This window comes from Luteimonas huabeiensis HB2 (assembly GCF_000559025.1).
GTDB lineage: Bacteria > Pseudomonadota > Gammaproteobacteria > Xanthomonadales > Xanthomonadaceae > Luteimonas > Luteimonas huabeiensis.
On the sequence record NZ_JAAN01000037.1, the window covers coordinates 1 to 13,023 of the forward strand.

Consider the following 13,023-nt stretch of genomic DNA (forward strand, 5'->3'; position numbering starts at 1 on the left):
CCCGCAAGCGGGGGAAGGTGCCGAAGGCGGATGGGGGGCACGCCGCAGGCGTGTAAGGCGGCCCTCATCCGGCGCTCTTGCGGGAGAAGGGACGGCAGGGTCCCGCTTGCGGGAGAAGCGACGGCATGGTCCCGCTTGCGGGAGAAGCGACGGCATGGTCCCGCTTGCGGGAGAAGGGACGGCATGGTCCCGCCAGCGGGAGAAGGAACAATGGGACCCGCGCGCGGAGCAGGGACGGTTTCGACGCTGCGGGTCGAATGTCGATACGCCCTAGTCGCGCAACGCCGCCGGCCACGGCGCGAGCGCGTCGCCGGCCAGGCGCTCGGACACCGCCCACAGGTGCGCGGCCATCGTTGCGTCGGTCTGCGCCGGGCTCTGCGGCGCCGGCGCGAAATCGCTCATGTAGGCGCCGTTGACGCCGGCCATCGCGGGGTGCGCGGCGGCGTAGCAGGGCATCGCCGCGCCCTGCGCGGGGGTGCGCGCGGTCTCGGCGTAGCGCGAGCCGGTCGATCGCAGGATGTTGGTGCGGGTGTGGCCGGGGGTGACGCAGTTGGAGGTGGCGCGGGTGCCGCGCAGCCGCCGCGCCAGCTCCAGCGAGAACAACCCGTTGGCGAGCTTGGAGTGCGCATAGCCGCGGTCGTGCCAGCCCTCGCCGGACAGGCGGTCGAACTGGATGCCGCCCGGCGGCGCGTCGCGGTGGTTGCCGCTGCCCAGGCTCACCACCCGCCCCTGCGGCGCGGCGAGCACCTGCGCGATCAGCCGGTTCGCCAGCACGAAGTGCCCGAGGTGGTTGACCGCGAACTGCCGCTCCAGCCCGCCCGCCACCTCGTGGCGCCCGAGCACGATGCCGGCGTTGCAGACCAGCGCATCGATGCGCGGCGCGAGCTCGCCCACCCGACGCGCGCACTCGACCACCGAGCCGAGGTCCGACAGCTCCAGCACCACCGGCGTGGCGCGCCCGCGCACCGCGCCGCAGGCCTCGCGGCCCTTGGCGGCGTCGCGCGCGGTGCCGATCACGTGCGCGCCCTGCGCCGCCAGCACGCGCATCGTCTCGAAACCGATGCCCGAGTTGCAGCCGGTGACCACGATGTTGCGGCCGGACAGGTCGATCCCGCGCATGACGTCGTCGGCGGTCGCGCCGGCACGCGGCGCGGGCGGGCGGTCCACGGCCGCGGCGCCAAGGGTGGCGGCCAGCGGCGAGAGCGCGGCGGCCACGAGCAGGCGGCGGCGGTGGATCGAGGGCGGCATGCGGGCGTCCGGCGTGGGCATCCGCCACGTTAACCGATCCGCACCCGGCCGCGGCGGCCCGGCGCGGCGACCCTCGCCCCGCGCGCGGGCGGAGAAACTAGAATAGTCCGCCGTTCGCTGCTTCCCCGATGACCGAACCGTCCCTGCACGCTGCGGACGACCCTTCGCCGCGTCTGGCCGCCGCCTGGCGCCGCACGCTGGCCGACGCCGATCCCGCGGCGCTGGCGCTGGTCGGCGCCCTGGCCGAGGGCGCGGCCGATTTCGCCGACCGCTTCTACGCGGCGCTGCTCGACGACCCGCGCGCGGCGCGCTTCCTGTCGCACGACCAGGTGCGCGAACGCCTGCACCCGGCGCTGCAGCGCTGGCTGCGCGCGCTGCTGCACGCCGCGCCCGACAGCGTCGAGGCGCTGATCGGCGCCAACCGCCAGGCCGGCATCGTGCACGCGCGCATCGGCATGCCGGTGGACCTGGTCGGGCGCGGCATCCGCGTGCTGCGCGGCGCCCTGCTCGAACGCATCCGCGCCGCCGCCGTCGCGCCCGAGGTGGCGTTCGCCGCCGTCGCCACGGTCGATGCCTCGATCGACCTCGCGCTGGAATGCATGACGCTGGCCTACGCCGGCGCCCACGACCGGTCCTCGCGCACGGATGCCGCCTACCGCCTGTTCTCGCTGGCGCAGAACATCGGCGCCGAGCGCGAACGCCAGCGCGCGCTGCTGCTGGACTGGGAGAACCGGCTGCTCTACGCGCTGGCCGGCCACGGCCGCGCGCCGCCGCCGCTGTCGGAGTCGGAGTTCGGGCTGTGGTTCCTGCACAAGGGCATCCCGATCATCGGCGACAACGGCGAGACCCGCCACGTGCGCGCGCTGATGGCCGAGATCGACCGCAGTCTGGCGGCGGACGCGCTGCCTTCGGCCGGGGCGTTCGAGGCGATCCGCTCGCGGCTGGACGCCATCCGCCAGCTGCTGACGCTGCTGTTCGGCCGCATCGGCGAACTGGAAGCCGGCTCCGATGCGCTCACCCGGCTGCTCAACCGGCGCTTCCTGCCGACGGTGCTGCGCACCGAGATCGAGCTGGCCGGCAGCCACCGTCACGAGTTCGCGGTGCTGCTGCTGGACGTGGACCACTTCAAGCGCATCAACGACGAGCACGGCCACGATGCCGGCGATCGCGCGCTGCAGCACCTGGCGGGGCTGCTGACCCAGTCGGTGCGCTCCAGCGACTACGTGTTCCGCCTGGGCGGCGAGGAGTTCCTGGTGGTGCTGGTCGCCGCCGGCGCCGAGCGCGCGGTGGCCTTCGCCGAGACCCTGCGCGCGCGCATCGCCGCCAGCCCGTTGCCGCTGGCCGATGGCCGCATGCTGCCGATCAGCGCGAGCATCGGGGTGGCGCCCTACGACGGCCACCCCGACTATGAGCGCCTGCTGGCCCGCGCCGACCGCGCCATGTACGCGGCCAAGCGCGGCGGTCGCGACCGGGTCGCGCTGGCGGAAACCGATCCGCCGGGCGGGTGACGCCGCGGGGGTGCGATTGTTATTTGATAACATCGCAATCCGCCCCCTCGCACCGTTCGCCATGCCTTCCCCGCCCACGGCGCCCGCCGCGCGCCTGGCCTCGATCGACCTGCTGCGCGGCACGGTCATGCTGATCATGCTGCTCGACCACGTGCGCGAGACCTTCTACCTGCACCGGCAGCTGGCCGACCCGGTGGACATCGCGCAGACCGAACCGGCGCTGTTCCTGTGCCGGCTGCTGGCGCATCTGTGCGCGCCCGTGTTCCTGCTGCTGACCGGCCTGTCCGCCTGGCTCTACGGCAGCCGGCTGCCCGACCCGCGCACCGGCACCGCCGCCTTCCTGCTCAAGCGCGGCCTGTTCCTGGTGGCGCTGGAACTGACCCTGGTCAACTTCGCCTGGACCTTCGAGTTCCCGCCCTCGACGGTCTACCTGCAGGTGATCTGGGCGATCGGCCTGAGCATGATCGCGCTGGCCGGCCTGCTGTGGCTGCCGCGCGCATGGCTGGCGGCGCTGGCGCTGGCGATCGTCGCCGGCCACAACCTGCTCGACGGCATCGCCGCCGGCGACGGCGCCGCCGGGGCGCTGTGGAAGGTGCTGCACGGCGCGCTGCTGCTGTTCGCCGCGCTGCGCGCGCTCAACGGCTACGGCGACGCGCCCTGGGTCGCCTCCGGCGACGCGCTGCGGACCTGGATGAGCGTGTTCAACCTCACCAAGTACCCGCCCTCGCTGCTGTTCCTGCTGGCCACGCTCGGGGTCGGCCTGCTGCTCCTGCGCGCCTTCGAATGGCCGCCGCTGGCGCGTGCGCTGCGGCCGCTGGCCGCCATCGGCGCCGCGCCGATGTTCTTCTACCTGCTGCACCTGTACGTGCTGAAGGCGCTGTACCTGGCGGCGCTGGCGGCATGGGGACCGAACCGGGGCGAGGTGTTCGGCGTCGATGGCGTCGGCGCGCTGGTCGCGATCGCGGTGGTACTGGCGCTGGCGCTGTACCCGCCGGTGGCCGCCTTCGCGCGGCTCAAGGCGCGGCGGCGCGACCTGGCCTGGCTGCGCTACCTGTAGCGGCCGCCGCCGCAGGCCCGCCGGCGACGCGGAACGGAAGGCTCGCGTCGGCCGCATCGCCCGCACGGCCGGAACCGGCGGGCCGAGGCGGCCGCCAGCGCATGCGGCGCGCATGTCGGCGCCCCCCATCCCGCACGCACGCCGCGCGCGACCGGGCCTGCCGCGCGCCGCGGCGGGGCAATCAGGGGCGCCGGTAGACCAGCACCGGCAGGGCGGCGCGGGTGAGCACCTTCAGGGTGACGCTGCCCAGCAGCACCGCCTGCATGCCGCGGCGGCCGTGCGATGCCATGGCGATCAGGTCGCAGCCGTGCTGGGCGGCGGCCTCGACGATCGCCTCGTCGGGGTGGCCGTGCTCCACGATCACGCTCCGGCTGTCCACGCCCAGCGCCTGCGCGCGCGCCACCGCGTCGGCGTGGTGGCGCTGCGCGGCCTCGGAGGTCTCGCGCCGATAGTCGTCGCGCGTGTACATGAGCGGATCGGCCGCCATGGCGATGACCGGGAACGGCTCGATCGTGGTGAAGAAGGTCACACGCGCGCCCAGCCGGCTGGCCAGTTCGAGGCCCTGGTCGATGGCGTATGCGGACAGTTCCGACCCATCGGTGGGAATCAGCAGGTGGCGGTACATGGCATCGTCTCCGAGTGGTCAACGGCCCCAGGGTCGTCCGCCCGTCGGTGCGATGCATTGATCCGGGTCAACGCCGCGCGGCGTCGGTCCGGGTCCGCCGGTGGACGGCCCGGACCGAGGGCTCAGGCGACCGACTTGCGCGCGGCCTTTTTCGTGGCGCTCTTCGCCGCGGTCTTCCGCGCGGCCGGCTTCGCGACCGGCGGCCGCTTCGCCACGGCCTTCTTCGCCACGGCCTTCTTCGCCGCAGCCTTCTTCGCCGCAGCCTTCTTCGCGACCGGCGCCTTCTTCGCGGCGCGCCTGGCCACGGAGGTCTTCCCGACCGTCTTCGCCGCGGCGCCCTTCTTCGCCGGCGCCGCCCCCGCATTCGCGGCCTGGCGCTTCGCGGTCTTGCGGCCGGCCCCGGCGCGCTTGAGCGCCTCCGCCTCGGATGCGGCGCTGGCCTTCGCGGCCGCCAGCTTCCGCTTCGCGCTGTCGACCTTCTTGCCGACCGTCTGGCCGACCTTGCCGACCGTCTTGCCGACCTTGCCGGCGGTCTTCCTGGCGCTGCTCACGGCCTTGCGCGCGGTGGCGACCACGCTGCTGCCGACTTCCTGCGCCTTCTCGGCCACAGCTTCGGCGGCTTCCGCGATCGTCGCCGTCACTCCGTTACCGTTGCTCATCGGGGTGTCCTCGTCTGGTCACGGGCACGATGCCCGTGGGACGGAATGTACGGAGTTTTCTCCCGGCGCGGAACAGAAAACCGCGCAGCGGCGCGGCGGCCGGGCCGCCGGCGGGCCACCGGCCGTCCCGCCGGCCGCGGGGACGGTGCGCGCGCCGCGCATTCTCGATTCCGCGCGCATTGAACCGCGAAGAGGCATCATGAACGCGCCCCGCACGGGGGCTGCGCCGGTCCCCGGCGAGCGCCCCGCGCGACCCGGCATCCGCCGCTTTCACGCAATTGCCACCCTCCTCACCGGAACAATCGACTTCCCATGCGCGCATTCTCCACCCTCCTCGCCCTGGTCGCCGCGGCCGCTTTCGGCGGGCTGGCCGCGACCGCGATCCGCGATCTGCCCCATTCCGCCCACGCGCAGGCGCCGGTGGCGCCCGCGCCGATCGGCGCGCCCGCGGGTGTGGCCGCGACCGCGGCGCTGCCGGCGTCGGTGAGCGGCCAGCCGCTGCCGTCGCTGGCGCCGATGCTCGAGCGCGTCACCCCCGCGGTCGTGAGCGTGCACAACACCCGCCGCGTGCGGGTCAGCCCCTTCGGCGCCGATCCGTTCTTCCGCCGCATGTTTCCCGAGCTGTCGCAGGAGCGCCTGGAGCGCTCGCTCGGCTCGGGCGTGATCGTGGACGCGCAGCGCGGCTGGGTGCTGACCAACCACCACGTCATCGAGGGCGCCGACGAGGTCTCGGTGACGCTGGCCGACGGGCGCACCCTGGAAGCCGAGTTCGTCGGCTCCGACCCGGAGACCGACATCGCGTTGATGCGCATCCCCGCCGAGAACCTCAGCGCGATCCCGCTGGCCGACAGCGACACCCTGCGCGTGGGCGACTTCGTGGTGGCGGTGGGCAACCCGTTCGGGTTCAACCAGACGGTGACGTCCGGCATCGTCTCGGCGGTGGGCCGCAGCAACGTGCCCGGCGTGGGCTTCCAGAACTTCATCCAGACCGACGCCTCGATCAACCCGGGCAACTCCGGCGGCGCGCTGGTCAACCTCGACGGCGAACTGGTGGGCATCAACACCGCCAGCTTCAACGTGCAGGGCAGCATGGCCGGCAACATCGGCCTGGGCTTCGCCATCCCGTCCAACCTGGCCGGCAGCGTGATGCGGCAGCTCGCCGACACCGGCTCGGTGCGTCGCGGCACGCTCGGCGTGGATACGCAGACGGTGGATGCGCGCATCGCCCAGGGCCTCGGGCTGAGCGAGCCGCGCGGCGCGGTGGTGACCCGCGTGCACGAGGGCGGCGGCGGCGCGCGCGCGGGCCTGCGCACCGGCGACGTGATCGTCTCGGCCAACGGCCAGCGCGTGGACAACGCCGAGGCGCTGCGCAACATCCAGGGCCTGCAACCGGTGGACGCGCCGATGACCCTGGGCATCGTGCGCGACGGGCGCGCGCTGGAGATCTCCGCGCGCCTGACCGAGATCCCGCGCGACGGCAGCGCCTACGATCCGCGCCTGACCGGCGCCACCCTCGCCGACCTGCCCGAGGCGCTGCGCCGCAGCAGCGACCGCATCAGCGGCGTGCTGGTCGAGCGCGTCGAGCCCGGCAGCCGCGCCGAGCGCAACGGCCTGCGCGCCAACGACCTGATCCTGGCCTCCACCGGCGGCCAGTTCCACGACCTGTCCGGCTTCCGCGCCTCGCTGGCCGACCAGCCCGACCCCCTGATCCTGCTGGTGCAGCGCGGTCGCAACCGCTTCCAGCTGCGCCTGCAGTGACGCCTTCCACCCACCGGAGAACCACGATGAGCCCCACCTCCACCGACCATCTCAAGAACAACCTCGGCGACGCCGGCAGCGCGCTGAAGCAGGCCGCCCACGACGCCGGCGATGCCCTCAAGGGCGCGGCCAGCGTGGCGAGCGAGGAACTCCGCCTGGGCCGCGCCAACGTCAAGGCCGACCTCGCCGACGGCGCCACCGCCGGGCTCTCGGCGCTGGAGAACCTGAGCGAGGCCGGCCGCGAACAGGTCGACGAGCTGATGGACAAGGGCCGCGACCTCGTGGACAGCGCCGCCGACCTGATCCGCGAGCGACCGCTGGCCTCGTTCGGCGTCGCCTTCGCGGCCGGTTGGCTGATCGCCAAGCTGGCGCGCAACTGATCCGCAACGAGGAGACGCCGTGAGGCCAGAAGAGTCTCGCTCCGAAGACGCCTGCGGCGTGGACGCCCAGACCCCGGGGCCCACGCCGCACATCGACGAGAGCGTGCGCCGCATCGGCCGCGCCGGCCGCGAGACGCTGGCGTCGGCGGCGGGCACCGGGCGCGCGCTGCGGCGGTTGATCTCCGCCGACTTCGCCCTGGCGCGCAGCGCCATGGGGCGCGCGCTCGGCTGGTGCGCGGTCGCGATCATCTTCGGCGCCTCGGCCTGGCTGCTGCTGATGGGCGTGGTGATCGCCCTGTTGCAGCAGATTCCCGGCATCTCGTGGCTGGCCTCGCTGTCGATCACCGCGCTGGTCAGCCTGGTGGTGACCGCGCTGGCGGGCTGGCGCACCGCGGTGTTCTTCGATTACGCCGGCATGCACGCCACCCGGCGGCAACTGCACCGGCTCGGCCTGTTCAACGAGCACGACGACGACGAGGACGACGACGTCGCCCCGTCGCCGGAGGCCCCCGGCGCCGCGCCGCGCGGCAAGGCGGGTGCGGCATGAACTTCGCAGCCCTGAAGCGCCGGGTGGAACGCAGCGAGCAGGTGGTGGACGGGCGCATCGCGCAGACCGACACCGCCTGGCGCGGGCTGGATGCGCGATGGCGCGAAGCCTGGACGCCGCCGCGGATCCTGCTGGCCGGCCTGCTGGCGGGTTTCTTCACCGGCAAGGCCAATCCGCACACGACGCTGCTGCGCATCGGCAAGCTGGCCAGCCCGCGCACCATGCAGATGGTCACCTCGTTGTCCGGCCTGCTCGCCTCCGCGCAGGCGGCCTATGCCGCGTTCACCGCCAAGGGCGCGGCGGACACGGCCGACACCGCCGCGCAGACCGCCGATCAGGCCGCCGAGACGGCCAGCGAGGCGGTCGAGGAGACCGCCGCGCCCGCGGCGGCCGAGCACGCCGGCATCCACGCGGCGCGTCCGCCGGCCGACCGCCGCCGTCCGGACCCGACCTGGGAGCGGCAGCCCGCGCCGGCCGAGGCCGCGACCGACGTATCCGAACGCTAGGCGAGCGCGATGGCGGCCAGCGCCGAAGCGGCCGGGCAACCGACCCCGGCGCCCTCGCCCCGCCCGCGCGCGCCGCTGTCGGTGGTGGTGCTGGCGCTGTTGGCGACGATGTTCGCCGCCTGGGCGGCACAGGCGGTGATCCTGCCGATCCTGCTGGCGATGTTCTTCGCGATGATCGGCAACCCGTTCCTGCGCGGTCTGCGGCGGTTGTACGTGCCGCGCTTCGTCGGCGCGCTGCTGGTCGTGGTCGGCGGGCTGGCGGCGACCGGCCTGCTGGCCTGGCAGCTGGCCGGTCCGCTGTACGGCTGGATCGGGCAGGCGCCGAAGGAACTGCGCGCGCTGGCGCCGCGGCTGGAGCAGATGACGCGGCCGATGCGCTCGGCCAGCGAGGCGGCCGAATCGTTCGCGCGCGCGGCCGACGGCACGCGCGGCGCGCGACGGGTGCAGGTGGTGCAGATCCAGCGCGACGACGCCTGGCAGCGGCTGGCGGCGACGCCGCGCATCGCCGCCTCGGTCCTGGCGGTGGTCCTGCTGACATTCTTCTTCATGGTCTACGGCGAGCGCCTGGGCCGGCACGCGATCGCGCTGCTGCCCGACCGCCAGCGCAAGAAGCTCACGGTGGAGATCATGGCCTCGATCGAGCGCGAGATCTCCCGCTACATCCTCACCATCACCCTCATCAACGCGGCGCTCGGCATGGCGTTCGCCGCGGCGCTGCACGGGCTGGGCGTGCCCGCGGCCGAAGCGGCGATGTGGGGCACCCTCGTGGCGCTGCTGAACTTCGCGCCCTACGTGGGCCCGTTCATCGGCGCGTTCCTGACCCTGATGCTGGGCTTCGTGTCCTTCGACACGCTGGGCGCCTCGCTGTTGCCGACGGCGATCTACCTCGGCCTGCACGCCCTGGAAGGGCAACTGATCACCCCCGTCGTGCTCGGCCGGCGCATGGCGCTGTCGCCGCTGGTGCTGATCCTGGCGCTGGCGGTGTTCGGCTTCCTGTTCGGCATCGTCGGGCTGCTGCTGGCGGTGCCGCTGTTGGTCTGCGTGAAGATGGCGCTGGTGCGGGTGGACGGCATGGAGCGCTGGGCGCGCCTGCTGGAGTGAGGGGCGACGGCGGGCCGCGCGGACTAGAATGGCCCGGTGAGCTTCCCCGTGCGCGCCATCACCCTCGACCTGGACGACACCGTGTGGCCGTTCGCGCCGATCGGCGCGCGGATCGAGCGCGTCCTCGACGACTGGATGCGCGAGCACAGCCCGGCCACCGCGCGGATGTACCCGCCGGAGGCGATGCGCGCGCTGCGCGAGCGGGTCTGGCGCGAACACCCGCAGCTGGCCCACGACCTGTCGGCGCTGCGGCGCATGACGCTGGAGATCGCGCTGCGCGACAGCGGCGCGGACCTCGCGTTGCTCGAACCCGCCTACGAGGCGTTCTACGCCGCGCGCAACCAGGTGGAGCACTACCCCGACAGCCTCGAGGCGCTGGCACGGATCGCCGCGCGGGTGCCGGTGGCCGCGCTCAGCAACGGCAACGCCGATCTCGAACGTGTCGGCATCGCCCGCTACTTCGCCTTCCAGCTCGGCGCGCGCGAGCACGGCAAGGCGAAGCCGTCGCCGTGCATCTTCCACGCCGCCTGCGCGCGGCTGGAATGCGCGCACGGCGAGGTGCTGCACGTGGGCGACCACATCGAGATGGACGTCGCCGGCGCGGCGCGCGCGGGCCTGCGCAGCTGCTGGATCAACCGCGACGGCCGCGCCTGGGACCATCCCGAACTGCGGCCCGACCTCGAGTTCGACTCGCTGGCCGGGCTGGCCGACTGGCTCGACGCGCATGCGGCCGCCCGCCCGCCGCGCTGAGCACCGCCCCTTCCTCCACTCCGCTCCACGCCTCCGGGATTCCGCATGACCGACGCCGCCGCCGATAACGCCCTTCCCTCCGGCCTGGTGGCCGCCGCCGATGCCGCCGGGGCGCGCACCCTGCACGTGGTCGATGGCGCCAGCCTGCCGGCCTGGCGCGATGCGCAGCCGCCACCGGTGCGCGCCTGGCTCGATGCGCAGGGCTTCGAGGGCCATGCCGGCACCTGGCTGGCGCTGCCCGGCGACGACGGCCTGGAATCGGCCGTGCTCGGCATCGGCGACGCGCAGGATCCGTTCTCCTGGGCGCACGCGCCCGGCGCGCTGCCGCCCGGCGACTGGCGCATCGACGGCGCCGGGCCCGACGCGGCCTGCGTGCTGGGCTGGGGCCTGGGCGCGTACCGCTTCACGCGCTACCGCCGCGGCGGACGCCCGCCGGCGCGCCTGGTGCTGGACGGCGAGCATGCCGAGACGCTGGACGTGCTGGCCGCGTGCCTGCGCGTGCGCGACCTGGTCAACACGCCCACCGAGGACATGGGGCCGGAACAGCTGGAGGACGCCGCGCGCGCGATCGCGCAGGCGCACGGCGCGCGCTTCGAGTCGGTGGTCGGCGAGGCGCTGCTCGAACGCGGCTTTCCCGCCATCCACGCCGTCGGCCGCGCCTCGCACCGCGCGCCGCGGCTGCTGCGCCTGGACTGGGGCGACGAGGCCGATCCCGGCCTGGTGCTGGTCGGCAAGGGCGTGTGCTTCGATACCGGCGGCCTGGACATCAAGCCCGCCGACGGCATGCGCAACATGAAGAAGGACATGGGCGGCGCCGCGCACGCGCTGGCGCTGGCCGGGCTGGTCATGGCGCGGAAGCTGCCGGTGCGGCTGACCCTGCTGATCCCCGCGGTCGAGAACGCCATCGGTCCGAACGCGCTGCGCCCGGGCGAGGTGATCGCCACCCGCAAGGGCATCTCGGTGGAGATCGACAACACCGATGCCGAGGGCCGGCTGGTGCTGGGCGACGCGCTGGCCCTGGCCGACGAACTGGCCCCCGACCTGGCGGTCGATTTCGCGACCCTGACCGGCGCGGCGCGGATCGCGCTCGGCCCCGACCTGCCGGCGCTCTTCAGCAACGACGACGCGCTGGCCGAGGCCTGGCTGCGGGCCGGCGAGGCCGTGCGCGACCCGCTGTGGCGCATGCCGCTGTGGCGGCCCTACCTGCGCTACCTGACCAGCCGCGTCGCCGACATGGCCAACGCCGGCTCGCGCATGGCCGGCTCGGTGACCGCCGCGCTGTACCTGGAGCGCTTCGTCTCGCGCGAGCGGCGCTGGGCGCACGTGGACGTCTATGCCTGGAACGACAACGACCGCCCCGGGCGCCCGGCCGGCGGCGAGGCGCAGGGCCTGCGCGCGGCCTGGGCGATGCTGAAGGCGCGCTACGCCCGGGGCTGACCGCGCGCCGGCGCCGTTACGGCGCCATGTCCGGCAGCGCCTCGGCCAGCGCGATCGCCTCGCGCTGGAACGCGGCGTAGTCGTCTCGCGGGACGCGATGGTCCTCGCGCCTGCGGATCTGGCGCACCGCGACCAGGCGCTTGCCGGGCACGACGACGATGTACTGGCCGAGATAGCCGATGGCCGCGTAGGCGATGACCGGCCCCCGCGCCTCGTCGAACAGATCGCGGCGGGTCAAGCCGCGCTCCGTCACCTCGCGGACGTAGCGCGCGCCCCAGTCCTCGCCCAGCGCAGCGTGCAGCGCCTGCGCGGGATCGTCGAAGCTGCGGCCGGCCAGCCCCAGCAGGGCCTGCGCGACATCCTCCGCCACGCCGTGCGCGGCGAGGCGCTCGGCGGCGTCCGCGCGCAGGCTCAGCCGCTGCCACGCCGGCACGCGCCACCACAGCAGGCCCACCTGATCCGAACGCGGCCCGGGCCGCCACAGCGCCTCGACGAACCCTTCCGGCAGCAGCCGGGTGCCGTCCGGCAGCCGGCCGTCGTCGAGCAGGAGCTGGCCGAGCCTGGCGGCATCGCGCGCGGTCAGCGGCAGCCCGGCCATCGCGTGCGGGTTGCCGGCCTCGTCGCGGTACCACGCGCCGGGGCGGATGCCCAGCGGCGCGAACAGGCGCTCGCCCAGATACACGTCCAGCGGCCGCCCCGACGCGCGCGCGACCACCCCGGCCAGCAGGTTGGTCGCCTTGTTGTTGTACGAGAACGTCTCGCCGGGCGCGGCGTCCAGTTCCGCCGCCAGCGCCAGCTGCACCACGTCCGGCGCCGGATAGATCTCGGCGCCGGCGTTGGGCGCGTTCTGCAGCCCGGAGGTGTGGTCGAGCAGCATGCGCACGGTGATCTCGCGCTTGCGGCCCTGCCGCCATTCCGGGAACCAGGTCGCGACCGGCGCATCCAGGGACTCCAGGAGGCCATCGGCCAGCAGCAGGCCGATGCCCAGCGCCACCACCGACTTGGTGGCCGACATCAGCTCGATCGGTTCGGGGTCCGCGCTGCCGCGCTCGAACAGGACTTCGCCGTCGCGCACGATCAGCACCGCATCGCTCCGGCTCTCGGCGGCGTGGCGGGCGATCGTTTCCAGCGCCTGCGCGGCGGGCCCCGGAAGCGCGGCCGCCGGCGGCGGCGACGCGGCCGGCGTCCGCGCGGCGCCGGAGGAGAAGGCCACGGCGAGCGCGGCGGCGAGCAAGCGGGGGAACGGGCGAAGCGTCATGGGCGTTTCCGTGGAAGGGCCCCGTCAAGATGCCGCGGGCCGCCGCAGCGTCGCATGCGTCGCCCCCGCAAGCAGGGAACACTCTGTTTTTCCCTTCCCCCGCAAGCGGGGGCATCTTGTTTTTTCCTTCCCCCGCAAGCGGGGAGCATCTTGTTTTTCCCTTCCCCCGCAAGCGGGGGAAGGTGCCGA

The 13,023-nt window shown here is 74.1% G+C and carries 13 protein-coding genes; 9 read left to right on the plus strand and 4 right to left on the minus strand.

Going from position 1 to position 13,023, the window contains the following annotated elements:
• Positions 1 to 270: 270 nt before the first annotated feature.
• The gene (locus Z164_RS20770; protein WP_160170697.1) at positions 271 to 1,248 is read right to left on the minus strand and encodes an SDR family NAD(P)-dependent oxidoreductase; all 978 of its coding nucleotides are present in this window, start codon (positions 1,246 to 1,248) and stop codon (positions 271 to 273) included.
• Between the two features lie 128 nt (positions 1,249 to 1,376).
• Here Z164_RS20770 and Z164_RS0115865 point away from each other — a divergent pair, with 128 nt between their 5' ends.
• Both Z164_RS0115865 and Z164_RS0115870 read left to right on the plus strand, forming a co-directional pair.
• The gene (locus Z164_RS0115865) at positions 1,377 to 2,756 is read left to right on the plus strand and encodes a GGDEF domain-containing protein (protein WP_024891662.1); all 1,380 of its coding nucleotides are present in this window, start codon (positions 1,377 to 1,379) and stop codon (positions 2,754 to 2,756) included.
• Between the two features lie 61 nt (positions 2,757 to 2,817).
• The gene (locus Z164_RS0115870; RefSeq protein WP_024891663.1) at positions 2,818 to 3,813 is read left to right on the plus strand and encodes an acetyltransferase domain-containing protein; all 996 of its coding nucleotides are present in this window, start codon (positions 2,818 to 2,820) and stop codon (positions 3,811 to 3,813) included.
• A 181-nt stretch (positions 3,814 to 3,994) separates the two neighbouring features.
• Here Z164_RS0115870 and Z164_RS0115875 read toward each other — a convergent pair whose 3' ends face one another.
• Positions 3,995 to 4,438 (minus strand): universal stress protein, encoded by a 444-nt coding sequence (locus tag Z164_RS0115875; RefSeq protein ID WP_024891664.1) that lies wholly within the window; start codon positions 4,436 to 4,438, stop codon positions 3,995 to 3,997.
• A 122-nt stretch (positions 4,439 to 4,560) separates the two neighbouring features.
• Positions 4,561 to 5,097 (minus strand): hypothetical protein, encoded by a 537-nt coding sequence (locus Z164_RS20775; protein WP_043690444.1) that lies wholly within the window; start codon positions 5,095 to 5,097, stop codon positions 4,561 to 4,563.
• Between the two features lie 312 nt (positions 5,098 to 5,409).
• Here Z164_RS20775 and Z164_RS0115885 point away from each other — a divergent pair, with 312 nt between their 5' ends.
• Genes Z164_RS0115885 through Z164_RS0115915 form a run of 7 tightly spaced genes read left to right on the plus strand, consistent with a single transcriptional unit; the run spans position 5,410 to position 11,576 of the window.
• Positions 5,410 to 6,855 carry a Do family serine endopeptidase gene (locus Z164_RS0115885; protein ID WP_024891665.1) on the plus strand — a complete coding sequence of 482 codons (1,446 nt, stop codon included), beginning with the start codon at positions 5,410 to 5,412 and terminating at the stop codon, positions 6,853 to 6,855.
• Positions 6,856 to 6,881: 26 nt separating this feature from the next.
• Positions 6,882 to 7,235, plus strand: a complete 354-nt coding sequence (locus Z164_RS0115890; RefSeq protein ID WP_024891666.1) for an ElaB/YgaM/YqjD family protein — start codon at positions 6,882 to 6,884, stop codon at positions 7,233 to 7,235.
• Between the two features lie 19 nt (positions 7,236 to 7,254).
• Positions 7,255 to 7,782 (plus strand): phage holin family protein, encoded by a 528-nt coding sequence (locus Z164_RS0115895; protein ID WP_425477235.1) that lies wholly within the window; start codon positions 7,255 to 7,257, stop codon positions 7,780 to 7,782.
• Entirely contained in the window at positions 7,779 to 8,288 is a 510-nt protein-coding gene (locus tag Z164_RS0115900) for a hypothetical protein (protein WP_024891668.1), read from the plus strand. Before Z164_RS0115895 ends, Z164_RS0115900 begins: the two co-directional genes overlap by 4 nt.
• A 9-nt stretch (positions 8,289 to 8,297) precedes the next feature.
• On the plus strand, positions 8,298 to 9,389 hold the full coding sequence (locus Z164_RS0115905) for an AI-2E family transporter (RefSeq protein WP_024891669.1): 1,092 nt from the start codon (positions 8,298 to 8,300) through the stop codon (positions 9,387 to 9,389).
• 36 nt (positions 9,390 to 9,425) lie between these two features.
• Positions 9,426 to 10,139 carry an HAD family hydrolase gene (locus Z164_RS0115910; protein ID WP_024891670.1) on the plus strand — a complete coding sequence of 238 codons (714 nt, stop codon included), beginning with the start codon at positions 9,426 to 9,428 and terminating at the stop codon, positions 10,137 to 10,139.
• A 45-nt stretch (positions 10,140 to 10,184) separates the two neighbouring features.
• On the plus strand, positions 10,185 to 11,576 hold the full coding sequence (locus tag Z164_RS0115915; protein ID WP_024891671.1) for a leucyl aminopeptidase family protein: 1,392 nt from the start codon (positions 10,185 to 10,187) through the stop codon (positions 11,574 to 11,576).
• A 16-nt stretch (positions 11,577 to 11,592) separates the two neighbouring features.
• Here the strand turns inward: Z164_RS0115915 and Z164_RS0115920 are convergent, their stop codons facing one another.
• The gene (locus Z164_RS0115920) at positions 11,593 to 12,834 is read right to left on the minus strand and encodes a serine hydrolase domain-containing protein (RefSeq protein WP_024891672.1); all 1,242 of its coding nucleotides are present in this window, start codon (positions 12,832 to 12,834) and stop codon (positions 11,593 to 11,595) included.
• Between the last annotated feature and the right edge of the window lie 189 nt (positions 12,835 to 13,023).

Coding starts and splice junctions, on each gene's coding strand:
- Z164_RS0115900 (WP_024891668.1), top strand. CDS start 7,779: ATGAACTTCGCAGCCCTGAAGCGCCGGGTGGAACGCAGCGAGCAGGTG.
- Z164_RS0115920 (WP_024891672.1), bottom strand. CDS start 12,834: ATGACGCTTCGCCCGTTCCCCCGCTTGCTCGCCGCCGCGCTCGCCGTG.
- Z164_RS0115890 (WP_024891666.1), top strand. CDS start 6,882: ATGAGCCCCACCTCCACCGACCATCTCAAGAACAACCTCGGCGACGCC.
- Z164_RS20775 (WP_043690444.1), bottom strand. CDS start 5,097: ATGAGCAACGGTAACGGAGTGACGGCGACGATCGCGGAAGCCGCCGAA.
- Z164_RS0115915 (WP_024891671.1), top strand. CDS start 10,185: ATGACCGACGCCGCCGCCGATAACGCCCTTCCCTCCGGCCTGGTGGCC.
- Z164_RS0115865 (WP_024891662.1), top strand. CDS start 1,377: ATGACCGAACCGTCCCTGCACGCTGCGGACGACCCTTCGCCGCGTCTG.
- Z164_RS0115885 (WP_024891665.1), top strand. CDS start 5,410: ATGCGCGCATTCTCCACCCTCCTCGCCCTGGTCGCCGCGGCCGCTTTC.
- Z164_RS0115870 (WP_024891663.1), top strand. CDS start 2,818: ATGCCTTCCCCGCCCACGGCGCCCGCCGCGCGCCTGGCCTCGATCGAC.
- Z164_RS20770 (WP_160170697.1), bottom strand. CDS start 1,248: ATGCCGCCCTCGATCCACCGCCGCCGCCTGCTCGTGGCCGCCGCGCTC.
- Z164_RS0115875 (WP_024891664.1), bottom strand. CDS start 4,438: ATGTACCGCCACCTGCTGATTCCCACCGATGGGTCGGAACTGTCCGCA.
- Z164_RS0115905 (WP_024891669.1), top strand. CDS start 8,298: ATGGCGGCCAGCGCCGAAGCGGCCGGGCAACCGACCCCGGCGCCCTCG.